This is a genomic window from Succinispira mobilis DSM 6222, from assembly GCF_000384135.1.
Lineage (GTDB): Bacteria > Bacillota > Negativicutes > Acidaminococcales > Succinispiraceae > Succinispira > Succinispira mobilis.
The window spans coordinates 1,660,342-1,685,509 of the sequence record NZ_KB913028.1; the positions used below are offsets into that span (position 1 = coordinate 1,660,342).

Genomic DNA, 25,168 nt, shown 5'->3' on the forward strand with positions numbered 1-25,168 from the left:
CTTAATTTAACAACCGATATACAATCGGTACACTAGCTTGCACATAACCGCCAGTTCCATGTTGATAAGGACACGAGGCTTGTATAGATTTTAAAGCAGCTTTATCTAAAAGTTCACTGCCGGAAGAATCTTCAATAATTGCCGATAATAAATTCCCTTGGGGGTCTAATTTCATTAAGACAGTGACCGTCCCCTCAACTCCTCGCTTACTCGCCAAATAAGGATATTTTTTATGCCGTTCTAGTACATCTAAAAATCCATCTAGGTTAATACTAGTAAATTCTTGTTTGCTAGCAGTTACTGTGCCTGGACTCTTATCTTCTTGATTTAGGACTGAGTTATTCACAATTGCTAAATTAGTAGCCAAACTCCCACTTTCTTTATGCCCAACTAAATTAGTTTGTTGCTCAAGTTGTGACTGTGTAAAGTTGCTACTTGTAACCTTTTGTGCTACCATGTCATTTGTACTATTTTTATTATTGTTTGTATTTCGAACAGTTTCTAGATTGGCATTTGTATTTAAATTATTTGCTGAAAATGTTTTTGAATTTTGCAAGTTAATTCTAACCTGATATTCTGGCACTTTATCTTTGGCTAATCCATCTCCTACTAGGAGCAACAACACTAGAGTTAGAATATGTATTAGCATCGACAAGCTCAAAGCTTTATTCCAAGACAAGTTCAAGTTCACCAGTCCTTTCTGTTTAGTTTTTTAAACCGCTCCTTAGTTAGTTAATACTAACTTCGTGTAAAAAAATAAACTACTTATTTAATTTTCCCTAATAAATATTAGTAGTAGCATTATCTCCAAACTTGAATTTTTTTATTTTGTATTATAATTGCAACTTTAAATCAAGCTTGTAAAACTCAGTTCGTAAATAATTAATAACTGGTTAGCTTTGCCTAACCAGTTATTAATTATACGTTAGCTTTTAATTAGTGTCAACACACAAGTTATTCAAAACTAACTTTTTTTATTTATCTGGGGGCTGAATTTTTCTAGCCCAATAAACCACTGGGGTGTCTGTAATACTGGTAACAATGAAAATTATATAGCTTGTATAGATAATATCTACTAATACTGCTGTTTCATAAACTCCATAAAAAGCTGCTATAGTAAATAAAACCGTATTTAAAAGTTGTGAAATTAAAGTAGAAGCATTATTTCTAAACCACAAAAATTTATTTTTACACCCATACCTATCAGTTGTTTTTTGCCAAACTTTATGATAAAGCCATACATCAAATCTTTGCACCACAGCGTATACCAACAATCCCGCAAACATCACTCGGGGAGTATTAGAAAATACCGCCTGCATATGCGGAAATATTTGGTCATTTTCACTAGGCAAATAGTTTAGCCAGATTTGACTGACTACAATAAACATTGCCGAGACTATTATCCCAATATTCACCGCTTCATTAGCTTTTTTCTTACCTTGTACTTCACTTAAAATATCAGTAACTATAAAAGTTGAGGCAAACAAAATATTTCCTAGGGTTTGTTCCATTCCATAAGCTTTTATCAAAATCAATACCTCGATATTCGCTGCAATAGTTGCAAATACCGTCCAACATAATAAGCCTTTACTGCCAAACAGCTTATAAAACACCAGTACCGCGCTGTATACAACCAGTAAGTTAATAATCAATAATACTTCATTACTCACTAGCTAATACCTCCCCTACCCCAAAATCAGTATTATCTAGCAAAATGTCTATTTTGGGGTTATTTTTATAGCGCGGATAAATTTCCGCAATAAATTTAGCTCTTAATTCATAATCAGGTCTAAGAGCTGTTGTATTCATTCGAAAAACATTAACACAAACCCGCTCAAAATGCAATAAGGCACATTCTATATCATTTAAAATGCTCTGTATACTTTGACCCTTAATTCCGACTAAGAGGCAACATTCTTCAAAATAATTACTTATTTGTTGGGGCGAACTATCGCCTAGTCCTTTTAATAAAACATTTTCTCGAAAATTAATATCAAAAGTTTCTATCCCAATTTTCATTTTTAAATTTATACCACTACTTTTAAACTCAGCCTTTAATTTTGCTATCTGCTGATGATAAGCATAATGCGCTTCACAATGCAATTGTTTAATTTTTTTATTTTGGCAAATTGTTTTTATTAAATCCATTGTCGCTTGGTCTAATTCAAAAATACTACCTGAATTTACAATTTCTAGCACGCCAAATTCACCTGTAACTAAGTCCAAGGCTTCTTTGTTAAGTTCGAAGTTAGCCAGCAAATCCCCACTACTGTCTAAATGATAATCACAAAAAGCACATTTTTTCCAAAAACATCCTCGCCCCCGTAGTAATACTATTTCCCGCGGGTTTTTGTCTTTAATTACTGAATAGCGTTGTAAGTTTTTATTTTTTTCCATATTTAAGTTACTCCTCTTTCTTTTTTACGGAGGGTGCAAAGGCAAAACTCCGAACTTTATGGCTATTCTATTTTTAGCACAGCGAAAATTATATCATTTTTTTTACTTTCTTGCTATATTTATTTTCCAACAAATTTATATATGCTATAAGTACCTTTCCCGTCTTCTTTAGCCTTGTATAAAGCTTGATCAGCTAAACTTAATAGTTCTTTTAAGTCTCTAGAGTGTTCAGGATAAATAGCTATGCCAATACTAGCGGAATAAACTATTCCTTTTCTCCGCCCCCTTAAATTAGCATTTATATCTTTCAGTAAAACTAATAGTTCTGCCTTTGGTAAGTCGTGCAGATACAATAAAAATTCATCACCACCAAATCTACCTATCAAAACATCTTGTTTATGAAAAAAATTACGTATTTTTTTATAAAATAAATTTATTATCAAATCCCCATAGTTATGGCCCAAGGAGTCATTGATTAATTTTAAATTATCCATGTCAATAAAGAATAAATATGATTGGGTTTTTGTGTTAACTATTTTTTCTTGTACTTTACTTAAAAATATATCCCTTCTTAAAGCTCCTGTCTGTTTATCAATCATTCCCCCTACTGAATATTTCAAAAGTTTATCAATATTTTCTTGACTGTCATTATTACAAATTATCTTTTTGCTTTTTATAAGCATCGAGTCTACACAACAAGTATTTTTATATATTTTTTTATTTAGTAGCTTCATGATTTTTTTTGTTATCCAAACAAATATACTAATTTTCAAAGCAAACAACATTAATAATGCCAATAAATAGTTATTTAAATTAACCCTACTAAGCAGCAACCAATTTGTATTTTCTATCCAACTATAGACATTCCAGTAAAACACACCTTTAGCCTTTGAATATGATAAGAACGGAATTATTTCGCCATTATTATAACGTTTTTCAAATTCATCTTGTGAATATCCAATTATTTTTTCGCCATGCTTTTTAGCATTACTATTCAAATACTCATCTTTATAGCTATGTGCAACTATTTTGCGATTTTCCTGAATTATTAACGAATAGCTTTCATCTTCTTGATAATACGCCCTTAATATGTTCTGAATATTTTCAAATGGCAAAACAAAGTACAGCAGTTCTTCCTGCCCCTGCTTTTCTCCTAATTTATTCCACATTGCATAAACATAACGATTACTATCTGCGTTCCAACTAACTTCAGTAATACCCCAATTTCTACTATTACCTAAGGTAATTTTTCCTACATGCAAAAAATCATTGTAAAAAATTTCTTTATTGTTATTTTGCCCATCTAATATCCCTATATCAATTATATGAAATTTATCTTTATAAATTCCTGTCCAAGCACGCACTCTTTCTGTGGTTTTATCGATCTGATTTTTTTCATGATCAATAGTTAGTGCTTCCAGCAATTTCTGATATTCTTTTAGTTCTCTGACTACTGCAAAGTTAATAAATTTATTATCTGCCCATAGTTTAGCATTCATTCGTTTGTATACATATACACTTGAAAAAATAATATCTAACAAAGTCAAAATTATCAGCAAATATTTTATATGTTTTTTAACTTTTTCCGTTATATCTTTACCGATAATAACTATCACCTCTTAATTCGCCAATTAAATTAAATAAAATGACAGCCGTTGTTAATCTACAACTGGCTGTCATTTTAAAGACCCTATAGTTTTGCGTCATAATGTTTCCACTATTTTGCCAAAATTTATTTCTCTATAAAATATTCTGCAATAATAATTCAACTAAAATATCTTCTTTATGTCAACATTGCCACCTAATCGCCAGATACTAAAATTAGTATAACCTAGTTTTTTAGCAACACTCATCCAATATTTTAGTGTTTCAGAATCAGCATACCATACCGTTTGCCCTACACCATTTTCATCTAAATATTCAAAGTTTAGTGCTTGGCTAGCAGAATTTCGTAATACCTCGGCACTGTGTTTTTTAGCAAGTTTAACCGCTTGTATTTCTGTAATAAATCTTTTTTTACCATCATTCGACCAGATACAACCACCAGTAGCAAAAGCAATTGTTTTTTCACCTGGTAATTTTTGCATTTTTTTCAAAGTATTATTTATAAAATTCTTGTCGGCTTTTGGTCCTGGTTCGCTATGTATGCCATATAAATTATATAACATTACCACGTATTCAGGGCCACTACTAAATCCCAAATGAGTAAATTTAGTACTAGGTTCTAATACAACTCGTAGCTTTAAATTATTTTTTAGCGCTTGCACGAACAATCTATTTACAAAACGAGTAAAATTATCCCCTAGATCTGCATCTTTCCAAATTTGCTCATAATCAAGTTCAATTCCCTGATAACCAAGCTTTTTAGTCATATTAACGATTTCATCAATATGAGCATCCATTTTTCGTTCATCAGCAAAAATATTTTTTAAAATCTCTGTATCTTTTAAGCTAATAGAACCATCTGCTTTTTCTCTATCATTAACAATAGTTAAATAGTTTTCCAGTTTTTTATTACTCTTAACTATCGCTTTAGATTGTTCTTGTAAGTTTTCCGGAACAAACAATTTACCCTGCACATCAAAATAGGCCGCAAAATGACTCAATTTATTTATTTTATTGTTTACTTTTTTCAGCTCACTTCTACCTGATTCCAAATCCCAATACGCAATCCAAGTAGAAACCTTAGTATCTGCTGTTATAACCATATTTTCGCCATAATTGCAGCCAGTTAGCATAAAAACTAATGCAACCAAAATACTGAGTCTAGCTATTTTGTTTTTTCTTATATACAAACTTCCACCTCATCTACATATTTACTACAAACCAACTGATTATCTTGTTCCAAAACTTAGTTGCTGTATATTTTATTTTTTCAAAACCGCTTAAATTACTATCAAATAAAACCGTTTCTTTTGCTTTTCCTGCGTTTTCAGTTATTTTTAATTTTTCAAACACTCCATCATAAACATCATCCGCCAAATTTCTTTGACTCCAAGCATTAGCACCCCAAGAACTCTCTAAATATAGATAACCCACATTTAGATTCTTAATTTCTATATTTTTCGCAACTTCTTTATCATCCACATTCAAGCTTAATTTATCATCTTTAATATCAATAAACAGTTTACGTTTACCAGCAGCACTAGCACTTAAAGGTGCTTGATATTCTACTGCTCCTTCAGCCACTTTAGCTGGTTTATCCAACATTTTATCTTTTAATTTTTCCGTGTAAATTGTAGCTTGCTTAGCAGAATCTGCGTATTTTATAAAAGTTTCTAAAGTCCTTTTTTCTGCAGCAGCTCTATCTTCCGCAACTGAAATTGGCTGTTTACCATCATGTTTATCTAAATTTAGTTTATATATCTCACGCTCTACATTTTTAAGTTTCTCCCTTACATACAGCATATTATTTACAATGCTAATAGCTAAATAATTTTCTAGTTTTTCATCAGCTCGTAAATAAATAGTTTGTGCACCTAATTTATTCCCAGTTAACTCAAGATTTATTTTATTATTGAAAAAATATTTACTATTCTTAAGCTTAATTAAACCATTTGTTAAAGGTTGTGAGGTCACAATGAGTTTTTCTGGTTTGGCTTCAAGAGCTCCTTTTAAAACTTCCCACTCCGCATGTCTCTCTAAATCGCCTGTTACAAAAGCTAACTTCTGTTCGTTGTCATAATTAAGCCGCATTAACAGATGATTGGTATACCAATAAGCTTGCGGTTGTATTCTGGTTAAATCATAGACGCTACTATTGCGCTTGTTTAAAGAAAAACCTTCTCTATTGAAGTTCATTTTAAATAGCTTTTTAATCCAATACTCGTTTATTAAACTCACTTGATCATTGTTGCCAAAACTTCCCGTGTTAGAGTGCATTAAAATGTACATATCGGGAACAAAACCTAGCGAATCAGTATAAATAGCCTGCATAGCTTGATAGTCATAAGCTATACGTTCTCGCATTTTTTCATAGCTTTCTTTAGGTACCCCATCAGCATCTCTAATATAATCCATTAAATAATGATTATATTTTCTAGCCAAATAAGGTGCTAGCATAGAATGTTTTAATGAACTCAATTCACCTAAATAATTATTGTATCTATCAAACACATTAATAAACGCTAAGCGATGCCCATTGCTACCGATTTCCCAATAAGTACTTTTTTGCAAAGCTAATAATTCCTTAGGTTTTAAAAATTTCGGATCTGGTTTTGCAAACTTCTCAGAATATGTCAAAATTGTTGCTTTGAAATTCAAATCCGCTAAAATTTTTTCTGCAAAAATCGCTGTATCTCGACGCCCATCTTCAAAAATTAGGAATACTGATTTTTCTGGCAAGAGTTTCCCAGAATTATAGTACTCTTCAATATCTTTTTGGGTTATTGTCACATAGCCATCATTTTTAAGTGCCTGCAGTTGTTCTTGCAACCGCTCTACTGAAATTAAAGTCTGATCACCACTACGATCTACTCCGAAATAAGCCAGCGCTATAAATCCCCGATCTTCGCCAACCTTGCCACTCCCATGTTTAGCATCTTGATATTCTTGCCATGTCGTAAGATTTAAGGCAGCAACTACAGCTACAATAGCCAAGAAAATTATTTGAAATATTACGCGTATTTTTTTATTGCGATTTTTTTGTTTTGAAAACTGCTCATTTGCTAAGCTCATATCTCATACCCTCTTTACTTTCCGCGTTTTTTTTTCATGCTGGCTTCAATATCCGCAGGTGTTAAGCGTGTACCCCAAGTGTTTTTCCAAAAAGTAAACCAAGCAATTGGCATTTGCCACAGCAAAACAGCTTCGTAATAAGCAACAAACCATAATCCATAAACCCAAGTTGTGCTTTTTTTCAACAGTAATTGAGCCATACTCATTAATAAAGCCATCAAAAAAATTCCTGTAACAAAAGTAACTGGAAAAACTCTATGCATGAGCGGTATGTAAATTAAATTATACAGAACAATAAAAGGTGCAAATATTGGTACCAACACCCCCATATAGAAGGACAAAGCCATAAACGGCTCTTTTTTCCACATAAAAGAAGCAGCAATCAAAGATTCTCGCAACCAAGAACGTTTCCAGCGCATTTGTTGCTTTAAAAAAACAGAATAGGTGTTGGGAACAATAGTACTACAAATTGCTGTGTCTTGGTAAGTTGTGCGATGTTCACGCAAAATAAAATTCGTCATACTTCGATCATCGCCAAAAGTTGCTCGTTCGCCAAAAAATTTCTGTTCTAGCCAAGGATCAAGGTATTTAAGAACCAAATCTTTTCTATAACAAGCTAGTGGACCTGAAAGACAAGTAACAGCATCAAAATAACTCTCTGCCGCTTTCATTATTCTAAAAGAAATATAATAGCGAACTGCCTGCATTTTAGTTAAAGCATTCGTATAGGTATTGGCTACATCTGTTCTACCAGATACTCCACCCATATCTGCATCTTTAAATGGTTGAACTATATTTCTTATCGCATAAGGATCTAGAAAACTATCAGAATCCACAAAAACTAATAAATCATGCTTAGCCAATAAAGCGCCCCGTCCCATGGCTTCTCTTTTACCAGCATTTTGTTCTTGTCTGATATAACTAACGCGATTTTCAATATCATAAAGTTTCTCTCGTTCCTTCAGCTCTTCGATTACTGCGCTTATCTTTTCATAAGAGCCATCTATTGAGCAGTCATCTACCACGATAACTTCAAGTTTTTCCAAGGGATAGTCTTGATTTATACAGCTAACAATGGTTCTTTCAATCCAATCCACTTCGTTAAAACAAGGAATTATGATGCTTACTCCTGGTGTAAATTCTTTGTCAATTGGTACTGGTCGATAAAACACAGCAAACAAATATCTTGTAAGTAAAAATGTTGCTGCAATTATGCTATATGTGTACAAAGTTTTATTAAATTTGAAATAAAGCACACTTTCGGCACGCATTAACATAATACACAAGGTAGCAATGAACAATGCCAAGGCCGCTACCCCTAATAAATATCTATTTTTCTTTTTATTAGCGTACTGAGCCAAGGACTGCGTAAACTCCAAACCTACTAAAGTTTTCCCATCTTCACTTTTAGCACTTCTTATAACTTTTGCTAAAATATCAACTTGCATTTCATAACCTTCTGGCATACTTCCTGGGGTTATTTCAAATTTCAAATTAATATCAGTAGCTATATCTAGTGCGGCAGCTAATTCCTCACTAGTTTCCAATAATATTCCTGTAGTAGATATATCTATAGCTCTGGTTATGTCTAGATGCTTATTACCAACAAGATAATACTCCACCTTAACTGGATAATTAACTAAATAGCGTCGCCCCAAATTTTCTTTACCAATCATTTCTTCAAATGTTTCTTCAGCGCTTTTCCCAGGAACCTTTATTAATCGCCGATCGAAATTTTTACGGTATCCAGCTTTATCTGGCACTCTTGACAAAACCCGTCGATCTTTTTTAGATACCACCAAAATATCTTCGTTGTTTTTTAATTGTTCTTGTAGTAATTTATCCATAAAATAAACCTGCCATTCACAAGACTTGCTTATAAATTACTTTATAAGCAGCTTTTAATTTTTTAGTTTACTCATCATCTGTTCACCGGAATTGATTTTTTAATATCGACCGGTACATAATTATCATTCAAGTAATCTGATAATTTACCTACTTTAAACTTAGTCCGATCGTTTGCTGCCTTTCCTTCATTAGCAGTTAACAATATATCAAGTGCTGCTGCTGTATAAGCGCATACATCTGACATATGGAAAATAAGAACAGCTCCTTTTTGGATGTTACCTTCCGGAGTATAGATTACTTCCTTAAATCTATTTACCAATTGACCTGCATTTTCGGCCTTATAGTCATACATATTCCCAGAACCACAAATAACATTAGTATAGCTAGTTTCAAATAAAGCCTCAAAACCAATGCGGCTGATTGCTAAAGTTGGTGGTCTAAAAAATCTTGTTAATACAGGTTTACCATCTATAACTATGTCTCCAGTCAAAGACCTTAATTTTATGTAGGCATCTGTGTAGTCTTTTAAATATTCTTCTTTAGTTGAGGTTCGCACTTGTTTTTTTGTAAGTGGATCCCGTACAACCATTGCTTTGTGTTTGTCTGAATGACTGGCAATATCGTGACCTTCTATTGCAATACTACGTAATAAGTTTGGATTAAATAAGACATTATTTGTTAAAACAAAAAATGTCGCTTTAACTTTGTGCTTTCTTAGTACATACAATAATTTATTTATCGAGGCGTCTGTACCCCAATCATCAAATGTTAAAAAAATTACATTTTCCTGAGTATTTACATAGCCAGTGGTATCAAAACGTCTCGCATCCATCTTCGAAAAACCTAACATTCGATCATCTGGGGTTATATCGCGATTTCCAATATAACGTTTACTCACTTCTGCTAGAAAATCTTCTTTTTCAATTACTAAGTTATTGGAATCAGAACGCAAATTTTCTGGCACTTTAGTAATTTCTACTGGAAAGCTATATTGCGCCTGCTTGTTCGCCAAAATTGAGCCTACCGTTTTTAATTTATAGCTTGAATTATTAAATTTATTTATCTTAGGATTATCAAAAGAATAATTATAAGCTATATTATCTACTTTTAATATTTTTATTTTTTCTACTAAATCTGGAATAATATTTTTTTCATTATAAAAATTTATCCGAAAATATAAAATATCTCCCTTGGCAAGAGCCAGCATCGAAGGTTTGAACACTTCTGCAATAATATCATCTGCCCGCTTATAATTTTGATGTTTAATTTGCATTAAATTTAAAGATTGTCCAATTATTCTACAATTCAATCTAGCTATTGCTATTTTTGTGTTCTCCGAAATCTTCCCCCATGGTTGCTTAATTAAGTTTGTTTCCAAAGCAAACTTATCTTTTAACATTTTTTTAGTTCTAATTATAATTTCTTGCACTTGCTCTACACTTGCGTCATCTTTCGGTCTAATAGCTAAACCAATTTCATGCCCTGCTCTAATTATTCTTTTAACATTTTCCGGTTGCCTTAACATTTCTACTTCTGTAACAAAAAAAGTAGCTTTAATATCTAATGTTTGTAATTTATTCAAAACAATTTCTAAACTACTAGCATCACTAATTTCTCCAAAAGTAAAAGCCAATGCTGGTTCAACCGTTAAAATATTCTTTAGTTCTTCTTGTTTTAGTTCCCCAGCATATGCCTTTTTAGTATTTATTAAGCTAGTAATTGTATTTTGTAAAAAAACAATCACTCTATCTAGTTGTTCTTTGAACAAAAAGTTTCTTTCAATATTAGTTGCCTTTACCTGTCTATTTGCGACTTTTTGTGGTATTTCGCTCAAATATGCGGTTTTATAATTAGCTTTTTTCAAAGCTATTAATAATTTTTCAACTGCATCACTCGTTGCTTTATCTAAAACTACGTCTTCCTTTATAATTTGCTTTAATCCCGGCTGTTTGTCTATAGCCGGCATAGCCTCTGTTTTAACTGGCTCTTTTTTTACTATTTCCTCTGTCAATTTTAGTTTTAATGATATGACACTTCCTGGCTTTATCGTTTTAACAAAATTATCAGCCCCAGACGGAGAATTAAGCTGTTTGACATTTAAATACACATCGCTTTTTACAGCACTATTTAAGCCACATGCTTTAGCGACCTTTAATATTTCGTCTGTATAAATTGTGTCATTGCATTTCAAAAAAGTAGCTGTTTTATCAGTATTTACACTAATTATTTTTTGTGTCTTTGCAAAATCCTTTACTAACTCTTCTTGAGTTAGTTTCTCCATTGCTCTTCTGCCAAAAAGTGTATAGTTTTCAATTTTTTGACCACTATTTTTTATGTTTACCAAAATACTAGGATTTTCAGCACTTTGCATTCCATCTACAAAAAATGTAGCCTTTGCTTCGTGTTTTTTTAATATGTCTAAAATTCTCTGGATAGTTGTGCTATCCGTCAAACCATCAAAGGTAATTATCACTTGACGTTCTTTATTATCTTGTGTTGTAAAAATCTCGGCCTTACTAACATTAGTTTTAAGCTTTTCCAAAATTTGCTTTTGTTCTATTTCTATCGAATAAGCACTTTGAAGATCATTTATATTATTTGAATCGCCCGCAGTTTTTGTCGTAAAAAAGTCCTTCGTAAAAAAACCAATCAAAGCAATTACACAGACTATGAAAATTGCAATAACCCATTTTTTATTTTTTTCTTGCATGTTTTTCACCTACTTATTTATTAAAAGTAATATGTTACACTACCCCACAAAGTTTTTCCTCGCAACCCAGTAACTTTATCTTCTAAATTAAAATACTCCAATCCTAGAACAACATTTTCTACTAAAGTATAATGTGTCCCCACTGCGTACCCTTTGAACCCTTGCATTCTTGTACCAATACCATTCATACCATGCGCAATATATGTGCCTTGTGCCTGATTATAATATTTAGCAAAAATATCGTAAGTTTTGGGACGAAAAGTTTTTAAATCACCATACTTAATCCCCAAAACATAACCATCATCATCACCACGAACATCTTGCCAATTACTTTTTAAATACATTGCTCCCACACTAAAATTACTAAAATAATAATTATACCCTAAACTGGTAATCGTATTTTTTCTATCTGTTTCCTCTGCTCGATAAGAATATATCCCTAGTTCTAAATCATAATCTAAATCTGAATATTTTGCCGTACTTACAAAAGTATCTTTACTAGAATTAGTTTCACCATAAGCCAAAGCATATTTAACCTGCTGGCCAAACTCAAACTTCAATCCATCAAAACGACTATCATATACATTGCCCTCGGCCATTAAATAACCAAAAGCTCCAGCTGTTACTCCTGTTTTACCTAATTTACCCTTAACATAGAACCGATTAAACTCTTCAACATCATCGTAATCGTGAATATCAGTTTTTAATTCAAACATACCATAAGCCCGCCAATCTTTGGCAAGATAGGCATCAATACCAATACGTGTTCTTAACCCAGCTTGGTCATCATTTAGTCTGCCTATTCCTCTGTTGCCACTAGAATGAAACCTTATTTCACCACCAACATTAAACTTATTCTGACCACTATTATTGACTTTGCCAATATTGTTCAACTCTTGCAGTAACTTATTATACGTTTCTAAGTCAATATCTTTATTCTCTGTTTTGACACTACTTTTAATAATTGCTTTGTTTTGCGTTCCCAAAATCAAATTTTGAATTTGTTCCGTTTCATATATAAAGCTTTTTTTTGCAGCTTCTGGCAATAAATCTTTATCATTATTTATCTTATTTCTAAATTCTGTCATTTTATAATTGACATCTTCTTTTTCTGCTCCTGGCAATAAGGGTAAACTTTTAGAAATCAAACTTACAATTGCTTTATCCAGTTCTCCTTTAAATTTTTCAATATTATCTGTTGGTAAGTTTTGGACTTGCTCTTTTAATTTTGTACTCTCCATTTTAAAAGTTTCTTTTTCATCAAGCGCAATTGGTGCAGTACTGTCTTCGCTTTTTTGTCGAATTTCTTGTTGATATTTCAATAAAGAATTATCATAAGCATAGGTTGTCGGTGGCTGAAAAATAACCATAATCTCCAATAATACTGTAATAAATGCGGCAACTGAAACTCCTTGTTTCATTGCAAATACCTCCTCTTGGGATAAAGTTTATAAAAGTGTATAAAAAAACCTGGTCATATAAAAAATAATTGTATATATTATTTCTTATGCAACCAGGCAGTCATAGATAAAATCTTTAGACCCACGGCTTTGCGTCCTTATTTTTCAATAAGTTTGCGTTTTAGATTGAACTGAGTAGTTTAACTAGTTTTCTAAAAACCCGCTATATTTTTATTCTCATTAAGTATATTTATATACTAATGATACAAAAATTATCTACAATTAGCAAGTACAAAAATTTTATTATTTTGATAAATCAAAAATGACTGCTCTACCCAAAAATAAAAGGTAGGAGCAGTCCTTTTTTTAGCGGCTTTTTCTACCGTGTGTATACTTAGGCAATAATACTGGGGAAGGTTTTCCACTTAAAATATTAGCATTTTTCAACTCATTGGCAAAACTATCAATATGTTTTAAAGTCAGATTTCCTAACTGTACTGTTTTGCTTTTTTGCGCCGCATTTTTGCCAGCCAGTCTGCCAAAAACAATAATATCTAATAGCGAGTTGCCCATTAAACGATTTTTACCATGGATACCGCCGACAGCTTCACCAGCCACAAACAAATTTTCTATTTTTGTTTGCCCCTGGGCATCTATCAGCAAGCCCCCATTTTGATAGTGCAAGGTCGGATATACCAATATGGGTTGCTTGCGCAAATCAATTCCAAATTTAGCATACATTCTGAGCATTCCCGGTAATCTTTTTTCTATTGTTCCTGCTACTTGCAAAATCTCTATCATTGGCGTATCCAACCATACCGCATTTCCCTCTAAAGCAGCTACACCTTTGCCTCTCGTGCTACATTCCCGAATAATTGCCGCGGCAGCTACATCACGTGTTTCTAGAGGATGCATAAATGCCTCACCTTGAGAATTTACAAGCATCGCCCCTAAAGAGCGAACTTTTTCGGTAACTAGAGCCCCAAATATTTGCGCTGGATAGGCAACGCCTGTAGGATGATATTGAATTGCATCTGCATAGATCAATTCCGCACCTACTCGATAACCTAATACCAAGCCGTCTGCCGTAGCACCATAGTGATTGGAAGTAGGAAAACCTTGATAATGCAGTCTACCAGCACCCCCAGTGGCTATAATTACTGTTTTAGCACGCACTACTAAGTACTCTCTTGTTTCTAAGTTCATTAGCACTGCACCTGCAGCTTTTCCTGCTTCATCTAAAATTAGTTCTACCGCCGGAGCAAAATCCACCGTGCTAATATTGCTATTTAACACTTCATCTTTCAATACCCGCATTATTTCCGCACCGGTATAATCAGCCGCCGCATGCATTCGTTTGCGCGAAGTACCACCACCATGTGTTGTTACCATTACGCCTTGGTCATTTTTATCAAACATTACGCCTAGATCATTTAGCCACTTTATCGCTAAAGGTCCATCATTTACTAAACGTTTTAACAACTCCGGTTTATTGGAATAATGACCGCCACCTAAAGCGTCTAAGTAATGAATCATTGGCGAGTCATTGGGCTTGTCTGCGGCTTGAATCCCCCCCTCAGCCATAATTGTATTGGCATCACCTAAGCGTAACTTCGTAACTAATAAAACATTGGCCCCAGCTCTTTGGGCTTCAATTGCCGCGGCGGTACCGGCACCACCACCACCTATTACTAGAACTTCCACATCATAATCTAAATCTAACAGATTTAATTGTTCACTGCTAATTCTACTTGGCGCTTGCAATAACTCTGCCAACTCAACAGGAACTTTATCGCCTTTATTTACACCTACTTCTAAGGTTTTAAAGCCACTTTCACGATAATCAGGATGATACTCTTGCAATAGTTCTTCTTTCTCTTTTGCACTCATACGCTCTAGTTGACAATTCAATCTTGCAACTCTAGTTGCCTCAACATTTTTCATAGAAGCTAACATTGATTCTGTAAACATATTCTACCTCCTAACTTTCGATTTCCCGATTATTATAAAGTTCTTTTATTTCTGCTAAAGGTTTTTGCATCAACTGCTCTAATAACCGTTCATGCTCACCTTGTTCAACTTCTTGCACACGATTTTCTAAATGTTCACTTACTGGCAAAATATATTTTCCGGTTAACCGTCTTGCTAATAACCCCACTTGCGAGTGACTAATTTGTGCCGGACATTTAGACGCACAGATATTACAACCTACACAGTCAAAAGAGGCATGCGCACATTTTTCAAAGTCACCTCGTTGTGCATAGGCAATATACTGCATAACATCTAGTCCTTGTGGGCACCCCTTCGTACAAGCATTGCAACCGATACAAGCATAAATTTCAGGATAAAGTTGGGCCATAATATTTTCTGTAGGTCTCAACTCTTCTAGCGAAAAAGTTTTTTTATTGATTGGAAAAGATTGCAAATATCCTACAACCATCCCAGCTTCAACCTTTGTTTGACAGGACAAACAAACTTTCAGCTCGTGCTTGCCTTTTATCCGATAAATCGCCGCACACGCCCCACAAAATCCCGAACGACAGCCACAACCTCTAATTAACTCATAACCGACATATTCAAAGGCATCCATTATTGTTAAACTAGCTGGCACAGAATATTTTTTGCCCAATAAAAATATTTCCACCATTTCATTTTGCATAAGCTTTACCACCTTTTATTTTAATATTCATCTGGTAGTTCTTCTAATTCATCACACCTAAATACTGGCCCATCTTTACATACGTACTTACTGCCGATATTGCAGCGACCACATTTACCAATACCACATTTCATTTTCAACTCTAAAGTTGTATAAATTTGTGATTTGTCCATACCTAGTGCTTGCAGTTTTGCTAAAGTTAGCTTAATCATAATCGGTGGTCCACATACTATTACAGTCTTCGTGGCACTAATTTGCAATTGCTCAATATAATCAGGAATAAAACCTACATGACCTGTCCATGCTACTTCGGCTTTATCAACTGTTAAATTTACACTGGTATCTTTCTGTTTAGCCCAAACATCTACTATTTCTTGATAATGCACAAAATCTTGGCTACTTCGCGCTCCATAAATTATATCAACCGCTTTGTAAGCTTCGCGTTTAGCAAACACATAATTAATCACGGAGCGCAGCGGCGCTACCCCAATACCGCCGGCAATAAAAACCAGCTCTTTGTTTTTTAGTTCTGTATCTACCGGGAAACTATTACCATAAGGTCCACGAATAGCTATTTGCTGTCCGATTTCCATAGCATGCAAACAATCAGTGACTGTACCGCACTTTTTAATACTAAATTCCATATATTGCTGATTAGTTGGCGCTGATGTAATAGAAAAAATTGCTTCTCCTTGACCTGGCACTGATAACATCGCACACTGTCCAGGTTTAAAATCAAAACATCTGCCTCCCCCTAAAGCTTCTACCCGAAAAGTAGTAATATCACTGGTATCTTTACGCATATCCGTTATTACAGCTACTTGAGGGATGAGCGAATCTTTTTTTTGTTCTCCACAATTACACATTTTTTCCAACCTCCAAAGCTTTGACAACTTTAATAATATTCATACATGCTGGACATTTTTGCAAACACCGCCCACAGCCCACACAAGCAAAAGCTTTTTGATTATCTGGAAAATATACTAATTTATGCATAAAGCGTTGTCTAAAACGTTCTTTTTTAGAAGCGCGAGGATTACCATGAGCCATATTCGTAAAATCTGAATACATACAAGAATCCCAACATCTAAAGCGTTCTATCCCTGACTTAGTTACTGCATCTTTAATATCATAACAATGACAGGTTGGACAAATATAAGTACACGTGCCACAACCGATACAAGTCGCACTTAATTGAGCCCAAATTTCCGACTCAAAAATTTGTTCAAAATCCAATCCAGCTAGTTGCTGGCTAAAATTTATTTTATTTAGAGGTAGTTCACAAAATTTATCGCGCACCGCTTGTTTGGCAATTGTTAAACTGGTTAACTCAGCTTCCGTAACTTGCTCTAAAAATTCTGCTAATTTATTGGTAAGGAGTTCCCCTTTACTGGTCTGTGCTCGCCAGTATAAAGTTTCATCAATTAGCCAAGTCGCAACATCTGCCTGTGGTTCTAGCGGGTCGATAGCAAAACTCTGACAAAAGCAAGTTTCCTCAGGCGCAGTACAAGCTACAGCTATCAACAAGCAGTTTTCTCGCCGCGCTCGATAAAATTCATCAATTGGTTCACTTAAAAACACTTTATCTAATAAATTAAAACTCTGTAAATCACAAGCACGCACGCCAAAACCTATTACCTGCTCTGTTTGCAATTTTTGCGGCTCAATTGCCAAAGTTTTGCCAGTGGTTTTGAAGGCCAGCAAATTTTCCACCTGGGGAAAAAATATATCTTTTAAAGATTTAGCCGTTATTGTCGTCTTTAAATCTAGGTTTGCTTGCGCTTGCCAGAGCGCAAAATCAGTCTGATTATTTTTTTTCACAGGCAAGTAGAGACTATTAGTTTGAGCCAGAAATTCTAACATTGCTGGCAATTCACTCATTTGAATTTTAAGCATGTTATCTGTTCTCCTTCCTTGGTAAAATTGCCTCACTATCTTCTAAGCTAAAGTCTAACAAGGGAGATTTGCTATTTAAATCTTCACCCGCTTGATATTCACCAAAAAATTCATTTAAGTCCTTAATAATTTTGCGATTAATTAAATGTAACGGAATACCTTGTGGACAAACCCTGCTACACTCACCACAATCAGTACATCGACCAGCTACATGAAAGGCTCGCACTAAATGATACAATTGTTCTTCACTAGCATCACAATTGGCTTTGCTAGCCATTTCCGAGTTAGGATTATCAAAAACGCATTTTTCACAACTACAGGCTGGACAAATATCCCTGCACGCATTGCAACGAATACATTTGCTAAATTCAGCTTGCCAAAATTCAAATCTTTCCTGAGTAGTTAGCCGCTCTAATTCCTGTAGTTTTGCATACTTATCAATCTCTGGCAAATAACTTTCTATATCTGCTCCTATCGCTTCATCTGTGCTACGATGCGTTTTACCCTTGCAAACTAAGCATTTATCCAATAAAATTTCTGCTTTATAAACTGTATGTTCACCACTAGTAGTTGTAATCACAATTTCTTCTTGATTATTTTTAACAGCTTTTAATCCCCGAATATTGGCTTGTTTAAGTTTATTAATATCTAGCATTCCACAACAAGGAATAGCAATTGTGAGTACCTTTTCTTTAATTATTCTATTTTCTTTGAGTAGCTGATTGAAAGAATAACTATCGCACACTTTTAGAAATACAGCTATTTTTTCATCTTTTTTACTATTAGCAATTAAATATTTACTTAAATTGCTGCCACAAAAATTATTATATACAAAATTAGTCAGTTGCTCAGATTTTTTAAAATAAGCTGGTGAGCAATCATGATAAAAATCGCCCCTGGCCCAACCTAATACAGCTTGTACTTGCTTGCTTGCTAATAATTTTTCTGCTCGCTCCAACATTAGTTTTTCTATTTGTTGCATCGCAAATCCCTCAACTTTACATTTTTTCCTAAAGTTCTAATTGTATTTGCAAAATCATTCATTACATTAGCAAATTTATTACCTTCTGCGGCCGAAACCCAATCCAAGCGTAATCTTTCTTGCTCTACACCAAAAAACTCTAATAAACTCATTAAAACTTTCAAGCGTCTTCGCGTATAATAATTTCCTGTACTATAATGGCAATCGCCCGGATGACAGCCAGCAATAATGACCCCATCGGCACCTTTTTGAAAAGCGCGCAACACAAAGTTAGGACTAACGCGGCACGAACAGGGTACCTTAATTATTTTTATATTAGCTGGATATGCTAAGCGACTTGTGCCGGCTAAATCTGCCCCAGCATAGCTACACCAATTACAGCAAAAAGCAACAATTAGCGGCTCAAATTTAATATTTTCTTGATTTGCATCTATTGACATATTGCATCCACCTCCGCCATGATCTGCCGATTGCTAAAACCTCTTAAATCCATTGCCCCAGAAGGGCAAGCAACTGTACAGGCACCACAGCCTTGGCATAAAGTTTCATTTACCTTTGCTAATAAGCGGCGCTCTTTGATACCATGAAGACTAACAACCTTGTAACTAGAAGATATCGCCCCATAAGGACATACTTTTTCACAAGCTAAGCAACCACTACAAAAATCTTCATTACAATTAGCCACACAAGGGTTAGCTAACAATTGGTCTTTAGCTAGCAAACCAATTACTTTAGCTGCCGCCGCCCCAGCTTGTGCTACCGTCTCGGGGATATCCTTCGGACCTTGGCAGGCTCCTGATAAAAATATTCCAGCTGTGGGACTTTCTACTGGTTTTAGTTTCGGATGAGCTTCTGTAAAAAAATTATTCGTATCAATGCTAGCTGTAAATAAAGTAGCTAAGCTTTTAGCAGTTTTATCAGCTTCAATTGCGGTTGCTAAAACCACTAAGTCTGCCGCTAATTCTAGTTTTTCGGAATTATTAACACTAACTGCCTGAACTTGTAATTGCTCACCGCTATTTACAATTTTCCCGACCATCCCTTTTATATACTTAACTCCATATTCTTCCACGGCTCGCCGATAAAATTCATCAAAATTTTTCCCTGGTGTCCGCACATCAATATAAAAAACAGTTACCTTAATATCTGGATATTTTTCTTTAACCAACATTGCATGTTTAGCTGTATACATGCAGCAAATTTTGGAACAATAGCTTTTACCGCGTTCTGTTGTATCTCGCGAACCAACGCAAGATACAAATACTATCGACTTGGGTTTTTTACCATTAGATAACCTGATTAATTGTCCTTTCGTTGGTCCGGCCGCATTAGTTAAACGTTCAAACTCTAAAGAGGTTATCACATCTGGATTACTGGCATAACCTAATTCTTCAAAGTTTTCTAAACTTATCGGCGAAAATCCTGTGGCCAAAACAATCGCGCCATATTTCGTCGTAATAATTTCATCTTGTTGCTGATATTCGATTGCTCCTGCTGGACAAACTTTTTCGCAAATTCCACACTTGCCATTAAGAAACTTTAAACATTGTTCGCGGTCAATTACCGGGACATTGGGTATCGCTTGTGCAAAAGGTATGTAAATTGCGCCACGCTTAGCTAACCCTTCATTAAATTCACTATCTGCCTTACGTGCTGGGCATTTTTCAGTACAAATTCCACAACCACTACAGCGATCTATAGATACACTCCGGGCCTTTTTGCGAATATCAACTGTAAAATCGCCAACAAATCCACTGACCTTGGCAACTTCACTATAAGTATAAATATTAATATTTTCATGACTTGCCGCTTCCACCATTTTAGGCGTTAAAATACAGGCAGAACAATCTAACGTTGGAAAAGTTTTATCCAACTGCGCCATCTTTCCACCAATTGTTGGTGATTTCTCGACTATATCTACTTGATATCCAGCTTCAGCTATATCTAGTGCAGTCTGCAAACCAGCAATTCCACCCCCAATTACCAGTGCTCGTTTAGTAACTAAACTGGAATTAGCAGTCAAAGGACTATTTAACTTCGCTTTAGCAATAGCCGCTTGAGCCAAAGCTATTGCTTTTTCTGTAGCTAATTTTTTATCTTTATGTATCCAAGAACAATGTTCTCGAATATTAGCAATTTCTACTAAATAAGGATTTAGGCCCGCTAATTTAGCAGCTTTTCTAAAGGTTGCTTCATGCATACGTGGCGAACAAGAACAAACTACCACCCGGTCCAGTGCTTGTTCTTGAATTGCTTTACGCATAATCTCTTGACCACCTTCAGAACACATATACTGATAATCTAAAGCATAAACTACTCCCGGAGTCTGTTTTACAGCTGTGGCTACAGCGCTCACATCTACTGTTGCCGCGATATTACTACCACACCAACATACGAATACACCTATTCTTAGCAATTTTATCCCTCCCCAAACTTAAACCAACTATTTGTTGTATTTCCGCAATAAACTTACCAAGGCTTGTTGTGGTAACTTATCGTCTATTTTTTCTAGCAAGTCATTAAGATCTATCCGATTGCCATTTTGTGGCCTAATAACACTTAAACGTACTGCTTCAATTAATCTAGCTGGATCAATTCCTTTAGGGCAACGGGCACTACAAGCAAAACAAGATACACACTGCCACAAAGTCTCTGCTTTAGCTAATTGAGCAATTTTCGCATTTACTACGTAGTTAACAAACTGGTGCGGCAATATATCCATTTTTGCACTAGCTGGACAAGTTGCCGAACATTTGCCACATTGAATACAATTTTGCGCTTTAACACCACTTATTAACAATATTTTCTCCATCTGTTCTTTTTCTGTTAAATGCATTTTTACCTCCTACTCCTTAAGGCCTAAGGCTTCTGCTAATAATTCTGTAAAATATGCTACCGGTAATTTATCTGCTAAGGAACAATTATTTTCTAAATTATAAGTGCAAAGTGGACAGGCACTTATAATTTCTAAGGCCCCTTGACGCTTTGCCGCAGCAACTACTTTATCTACCATGCTTGTCGCCACAGCGCGATCTTCCAAAGTTATATAGCCGCCACAACACTCGTTACGATAATCATAAATTATCGGTTCAGCGCCAATTGCTTTGATAAACTCTTCTAAAATTTTAGGATTTTCAGGATTATCAAATTGCATAATGCTATGAGGCCGCAATAACATACACCCATAATATGCCGCTATTTTTCTATTTCTTAGTGGATTTTTCACTGTTTTTTGTAAATTTTCAAAACCCACTACATCTCTTAGTAATTCTAAATAATGTATTACTTGGGTTTCTCCTTGATATGGTTGTGGTAATTGTAAGTAATTATTAACTTTCAAACTTAAATCATTTTTCTGTTGCATATCAGCATTTACTCGTTTTAATACATGGTGACAGGCTGAACACAGCGTTACCAATTTGCCATCACTTTCTTTTGCTAAAGCTAAACTGCGCACTGCTGGTAGTCTAGTTGCAATTTCATCAGTTGCTAATGGATATACTGCGCCACAACATTGCCATTGTGCTTGCTCCACTAGATTAAATCCTAGTTTTTTAGCGGCTGCTCGTGCCCAATAATCTAACTGTTTGGCTTTTGTGCTTAGCGTACAACCTGGATAATAGTTGTAATTCATCGTCTTTCGCCCAAAAATCTTGGACTTCCCCCTTGTTAATTAAGATTTTTACATATTGTATACATTATACCTTTTTCTTATTATCTCATTTTTCTACTATAATTACAACAATTTAGAAATGGCAAAAAATTTTTTTTGAAAAAAAAATCTTTGAACAAATTTATGTCCAAAGATTTTTTATCTATCAAGTTCTATATTTATTAATATCCTCCCGGAAATGACCAATTACAACTTTAAATTCACCTATTTTTTCCATCATATCCTGTAGTTTTTCATTATATGTTTGTACCGCTGCGCTTACTTCTTCACTTGCTGCAGAGTTTTCTTCAGAAATTGCCGCCAGTGATTCAATTTTACCGTACACTTGACCTAACCCAGTCATTTCATTTTCTAATTTTTCAATTGTATCAACAATATTATCAGCAACATTCTGCACATTATCTACATACTTGACATTCTTTTCTACTACTTCGTTAAGTTGTTTACTTTCAATTTCTAAGACATCATATTCTTCATCAATTTTTTCTACAACATTTTCAATTATATCCATAAGGACCTTTAAATCAGTCGTAATACTTACGGAGTGTTGTTGGGATTGTTCGGCTAATTTACGTACTTCTTCAGCAACTACAGCAAACCCGCGCCCCTGTTCACCAGCTCTAGCCGCTTCAATAGCCGCATTTAAAGCTAATAAATTAGTTTGACCAGCAATCGCTGAAACCATCCCAGTAATTTCTGTAATTTTATTGGCTTGAGCCTGTAAATTATCTGCTGAATTCTTCACTTCTGCAAAGCTGTTTAAACTATGTTCCAGTTTCGTACCTGAATTCTGCACCTCACCAAATCCACGACTTATTTCTTGCATTGCCTCTTCTAATTGAATTTTATTACGATTTTGTTCTAGAACTACATTTTTCAAAGTATCTAAGTTCCCACTTAAAATTGCTACCGCTTCTGTAGTTTCCTCTGCTTGGTTGCCAGCAGCAGTTGCGACGTCATATACAACCCCAGAAATGCTTTTTGAGGTATCGGTCATTCTTTCTGCTAAAAAATTAAAATTATCCGCATAGCGATTCATTTCGTCAGACGTTCCTTTAAAGCCTACAAATTCACGCTTAAGTCGCTTTTTATATTCCGACAAACCCTTCATGATATCTTCATATTCATCATTTGTATATAACTTGGTTTCTAAAAAATATTTTTTATCTCTAATATTTTCTATTTCTGCTTTAATAACAGCCAATGGCTTTAATAACATAGCGGCACTAGCACTTGCTAAAACTCCTACAACTAGCGAAAACCAATAAGGAACACTCGCACCTAAAGCATTAGCAAGCAAACTTAAACCTAAAGTTGCCAGTAATACAGCCACACCAATTTTTCCTGCCAAACTGTTAATTACCCCGAAAGATAACAACTTATTTAACCTAAACGTCTTATTACTAGTTATTGGTTTTTCAAACTTCATTTTAATTTTCATATGCTCATTAGAACTTTCTAAAACTTGCATTTCTAATTTTTCTTTAAAATGTTCTGCTCCGCCTGCCAATAATCCTTTTAAATAACCAAACATCCCCCGTTTAGAACGATAACTAAAAATAGCCTCATATTCTGAAATCGGTTCAATTAAAATTTCCGGCGGTTTTGATCCAGGAATGCGTTGCACTACTACCACATGAACATCATACATAGACCGTAAAAAAGAATATAAATTTTCTTGTTGAAAGAAAGCGGGATAAACTTTAAAAAAAGTTTTTACATTATCTTTGCCAATTATCAACCAAACTTCATCTTCCGTTTTATTTGCTGCTTTTGCCAATAAACTGATAAACTTTTTTACTTCACTATCGCTGATATCCTCTGTTGGCATAATAATTCTGTCTTTTGCCCAACCAGTCTCCTGCATAATTTTTCCAATTAACTCTGTACCCCAAGTTTTATTTGCAGTTTCTATCCATGTAGCCACAACTGTCCCTTTTATAATGCTCACCCCAATCAAAATGTGTAAAACCTAAAAATTGCCTAGATATATTATTGTAATTAGACAATTGGTCTTATTTTTTTGCTTTTACACAATTATAATACAGGCTTAGCTGGTATACAATAGTAAAAAAACTATATCTAATATACTGGAATATTTTTTCTAAACATCTCCGCTATAATAGTTTCCATAGTATAAGTTCCAGGAACCTGTTGCAATAAATATTTAACCGCAAAAATAGCCCCTTGTCCAAAAGCAGCACGATTAATACTTTCGTGTGAAAGTCTAATTATTTGATTAGGCATACCGAAAATTATTTCATGCCTGCCAATTATTCCCCCTACTCTAATAGAGTTAATATGTTCTTTAGCATCTAATTCTAAAGCTTTCGCTATTTTTCTAGCTGTTCCTGATACTTCCGGTTTTTCTTTGAAATGTTCTTCTACAATCTCAATGTCAGCATGAGGCAATATTTTTTGCAAAATTTGTGCGGCTACCATTAAAACGTTGATCCCTAGCGTTATATTCGGAGAGTGTAGTACTGGTGCCACCCTAGCATATTCTTGCAGGAGTTCTAATTCTGATTGTTCATAGTGCGAGATTGCAGATACTATAGCTGTACCATTTTCCGCTGCCTTTTTATAGATATGTAAACCTTGTGAATCCGAAAAATCTACAATTACATCTACTTGGTGTTCTGCAAAAAACCCCTCTGTTACATCTGCAAAAGAATATATTTTACCTGCATCAAATTCATGTCCTAAAAGTCTACTAGCATACTTTGAGCGTTCTTCTTGACCTTTTCTCATTACCCAGCAAACATCAAAGCTATCTTCTTTTAAAAATTCATTTACAACTAGTTTACCTGTTTTACCAAATCCAACTATCCCTACTCTTGTTTTTTTCATTGTCTATATCGCTACTTAAATTGAAACTTAATAATTACTCTTTAATTATTAAGTCGTAAAACAAGTAACAACTTCA

Annotated in this window: 20 protein-coding genes and 2 riboswitches; all 20 genes read right to left on the bottom strand. The window is 34.5% G+C overall.

Annotated elements, in window-relative coordinates:
• Nucleotide 1 precedes the first annotated feature (1 nt).
• Nucleotides 2–649, bottom strand: coding sequence for an energy transducer TonB (locus SUCMO_RS0107865; protein ID WP_169336625.1), 648 nt, complete (start codon nt 647–649; stop codon nt 2–4).
• Nucleotides 650–974: 325 nt separating this feature from the next.
• Nucleotides 975–1,670, bottom strand: coding sequence for a queuosine precursor transporter (locus tag SUCMO_RS0107870; protein WP_019880122.1), 696 nt, complete (start codon nt 1,668–1,670; stop codon nt 975–977).
• Nucleotides 1,663–2,397 carry a hypothetical protein gene (locus SUCMO_RS0107875; RefSeq protein WP_019880123.1) on the bottom strand — a complete coding sequence of 245 codons (735 nt, stop codon included), beginning with the start codon at nt 2,395–2,397 and terminating at the stop codon, nt 1,663–1,665. The genes SUCMO_RS0107870 and SUCMO_RS0107875 overlap by 8 nt, the downstream gene beginning before the upstream one ends.
• 119 nt (nt 2,398–2,516) lie before the next feature.
• Nucleotides 2,517–4,013 (bottom strand): sensor domain-containing diguanylate cyclase, encoded by a 1,497-nt coding sequence (locus SUCMO_RS0107880; protein WP_019880124.1) that lies wholly within the window; start codon nt 4,011–4,013, stop codon nt 2,517–2,519.
• A gap of 45 nt (nt 4,014–4,058) precedes the next feature.
• A riboswitch (cyclic di-GMP riboswitch) is annotated at nt 4,059–4,134 on the bottom strand.
• Nucleotides 4,135–4,166: 32 nt separating this feature from the next.
• On the bottom strand, nt 4,167–5,192 hold the full coding sequence (locus SUCMO_RS0107885) for a glycosyl hydrolase family 18 protein (protein ID WP_019880125.1): 1,026 nt from the start codon (nt 5,190–5,192) through the stop codon (nt 4,167–4,169).
• Between the two features lie 13 nt (nt 5,193–5,205).
• Entirely contained in the window at nt 5,206–7,074 is a 1,869-nt protein-coding gene (locus tag SUCMO_RS0107890) for a polysaccharide deacetylase family protein (protein WP_019880126.1), read from the bottom strand.
• Between the two features lie 14 nt (nt 7,075–7,088).
• On the bottom strand, nt 7,089–8,921 hold the full coding sequence (locus SUCMO_RS0107895; protein WP_019880127.1) for a glycosyltransferase: 1,833 nt from the start codon (nt 8,919–8,921) through the stop codon (nt 7,089–7,091).
• A gap of 74 nt (nt 8,922–8,995) precedes the next feature.
• The gene (locus tag SUCMO_RS0107900) at nt 8,996–11,632 is read right to left on the bottom strand and encodes a polysaccharide deacetylase family protein (protein ID WP_019880128.1); all 2,637 of its coding nucleotides are present in this window, start codon (nt 11,630–11,632) and stop codon (nt 8,996–8,998) included.
• Between the two features lie 20 nt (nt 11,633–11,652).
• Nucleotides 11,653–13,053 carry a hypothetical protein gene (locus SUCMO_RS11025; RefSeq protein ID WP_019880129.1) on the bottom strand — a complete coding sequence of 467 codons (1,401 nt, stop codon included), beginning with the start codon at nt 13,051–13,053 and terminating at the stop codon, nt 11,653–11,655.
• A gap of 84 nt (nt 13,054–13,137) precedes the next feature.
• A riboswitch (cyclic di-GMP riboswitch) is annotated at nt 13,138–13,221 on the bottom strand.
• 177 nt (nt 13,222–13,398) lie between these two features.
• Nucleotides 13,399–15,003: an FAD-dependent oxidoreductase gene (locus tag SUCMO_RS0107910; protein ID WP_019880130.1), complete on the bottom strand. Its 1,605-nt coding sequence runs from the start codon at nt 15,001–15,003 to the stop codon at nt 13,399–13,401.
• A 10-nt stretch (nt 15,004–15,013) separates the two neighbouring features.
• Complete coding sequence (locus tag SUCMO_RS0107915; protein WP_019880132.1) at nt 15,014–15,691, bottom strand: 4Fe-4S dicluster domain-containing protein; 678 nt, start codon at nt 15,689–15,691, stop codon at nt 15,014–15,016.
• Between the two features lie 20 nt (nt 15,692–15,711).
• The gene (locus tag SUCMO_RS0107920) at nt 15,712–16,557 is read right to left on the bottom strand and encodes an FAD/NAD(P)-binding protein (protein WP_019880133.1); all 846 of its coding nucleotides are present in this window, start codon (nt 16,555–16,557) and stop codon (nt 15,712–15,714) included.
• Entirely contained in the window at nt 16,550–17,587 is a 1,038-nt protein-coding gene (locus tag SUCMO_RS0107925; protein ID WP_019880134.1) for a 4Fe-4S dicluster domain-containing protein, read from the bottom strand. Before SUCMO_RS0107925 ends, SUCMO_RS0107920 begins: the two co-directional genes overlap by 8 nt.
• 1 nt (nt 17,588) lies before the next feature.
• Complete coding sequence (locus tag SUCMO_RS0107930) at nt 17,589–18,569, bottom strand: 4Fe-4S dicluster domain-containing protein (protein WP_019880135.1); 981 nt, start codon at nt 18,567–18,569, stop codon at nt 17,589–17,591.
• Nucleotides 18,557–19,009 carry a hydrogenase iron-sulfur subunit gene (locus tag SUCMO_RS0107935; RefSeq protein ID WP_019880137.1) on the bottom strand — a complete coding sequence of 151 codons (453 nt, stop codon included), beginning with the start codon at nt 19,007–19,009 and terminating at the stop codon, nt 18,557–18,559. The genes SUCMO_RS0107930 and SUCMO_RS0107935 overlap by 13 nt, the downstream gene beginning before the upstream one ends.
• On the bottom strand, nt 19,000–20,985 hold the full coding sequence (locus tag SUCMO_RS0107940; protein ID WP_019880138.1) for a CoB--CoM heterodisulfide reductase iron-sulfur subunit A family protein: 1,986 nt from the start codon (nt 20,983–20,985) through the stop codon (nt 19,000–19,002). The genes SUCMO_RS0107935 and SUCMO_RS0107940 overlap by 10 nt, the downstream gene beginning before the upstream one ends.
• 27 nt (nt 20,986–21,012) lie before the next feature.
• Nucleotides 21,013–21,405 (bottom strand): 4Fe-4S dicluster domain-containing protein, encoded by a 393-nt coding sequence (locus SUCMO_RS0107945; RefSeq protein WP_019880139.1) that lies wholly within the window; start codon nt 21,403–21,405, stop codon nt 21,013–21,015.
• 9 nt (nt 21,406–21,414) lie between these two features.
• Nucleotides 21,415–22,203 (bottom strand): CoB--CoM heterodisulfide reductase iron-sulfur subunit B family protein, encoded by a 789-nt coding sequence (locus SUCMO_RS0107950; protein ID WP_019880140.1) that lies wholly within the window; start codon nt 22,201–22,203, stop codon nt 21,415–21,417.
• 184 nt (nt 22,204–22,387) lie between these two features.
• Entirely contained in the window at nt 22,388–24,184 is a 1,797-nt protein-coding gene (locus SUCMO_RS0107955; protein ID WP_028953957.1) for a heme NO-binding domain-containing protein, read from the bottom strand.
• Nucleotides 24,185–24,324: 140 nt separating this feature from the next.
• On the bottom strand, nt 24,325–25,092 hold the full coding sequence (locus SUCMO_RS0107960) for a 4-hydroxy-tetrahydrodipicolinate reductase (RefSeq protein ID WP_019880142.1): 768 nt from the start codon (nt 25,090–25,092) through the stop codon (nt 24,325–24,327).
• Nucleotides 25,093–25,168: the final 76 nt, after the last annotated feature.

Coding starts and splice junctions, on each gene's coding strand:
- SUCMO_RS0107930 (WP_019880135.1), bottom strand. CDS start 18,569: ATGCAACAAATAGAAAAACTAATGTTGGAGCGAGCAGAAAAATTATTA.
- SUCMO_RS0107910 (WP_019880130.1), bottom strand. CDS start 15,003: ATGTTTACAGAATCAATGTTAGCTTCTATGAAAAATGTTGAGGCAACT.
- SUCMO_RS0107945 (WP_019880139.1), bottom strand. CDS start 21,405: ATGCATTTAACAGAAAAAGAACAGATGGAGAAAATATTGTTAATAAGT.
- SUCMO_RS0107920 (WP_019880133.1), bottom strand. CDS start 16,557: ATGTGTAATTGTGGAGAACAAAAAAAAGATTCGCTCATCCCTCAAGTA.
- SUCMO_RS0107960 (WP_019880142.1), bottom strand. CDS start 25,092: ATGAAAAAAACAAGAGTAGGGATAGTTGGATTTGGTAAAACAGGTAAA.
- SUCMO_RS0107935 (WP_019880137.1), bottom strand. CDS start 19,009: ATGTCAATAGATGCAAATCAAGAAAATATTAAATTTGAGCCGCTAATT.
- SUCMO_RS0107900 (WP_019880128.1), bottom strand. CDS start 11,632: ATGCAAGAAAAAAATAAAAAATGGGTTATTGCAATTTTCATAGTCTGT.
- SUCMO_RS0107890 (WP_019880126.1), bottom strand. CDS start 7,074: ATGAGCTTAGCAAATGAGCAGTTTTCAAAACAAAAAAATCGCAATAAA.
- SUCMO_RS0107865 (WP_169336625.1), bottom strand. CDS start 649: ATGCTAATACATATTCTAACTCTAGTGTTGTTGCTCCTAGTAGGAGAT.
- SUCMO_RS0107925 (WP_019880134.1), bottom strand. CDS start 17,587: ATGCTTAAAATTCAAATGAGTGAATTGCCAGCAATGTTAGAATTTCTG.
- SUCMO_RS0107950 (WP_019880140.1), bottom strand. CDS start 22,203: ATGAATTACAACTATTATCCAGGTTGTACGCTAAGCACAAAAGCCAAA.
- SUCMO_RS0107875 (WP_019880123.1), bottom strand. CDS start 2,397: ATGGAAAAAAATAAAAACTTACAACGCTATTCAGTAATTAAAGACAAA.
- SUCMO_RS11025 (WP_019880129.1), bottom strand. CDS start 13,053: ATGAAACAAGGAGTTTCAGTTGCCGCATTTATTACAGTATTATTGGAG.
- SUCMO_RS0107915 (WP_019880132.1), bottom strand. CDS start 15,691: ATGCAAAATGAAATGGTGGAAATATTTTTATTGGGCAAAAAATATTCT.
- SUCMO_RS0107895 (WP_019880127.1), bottom strand. CDS start 8,921: ATGGATAAATTACTACAAGAACAATTAAAAAACAACGAAGATATTTTG.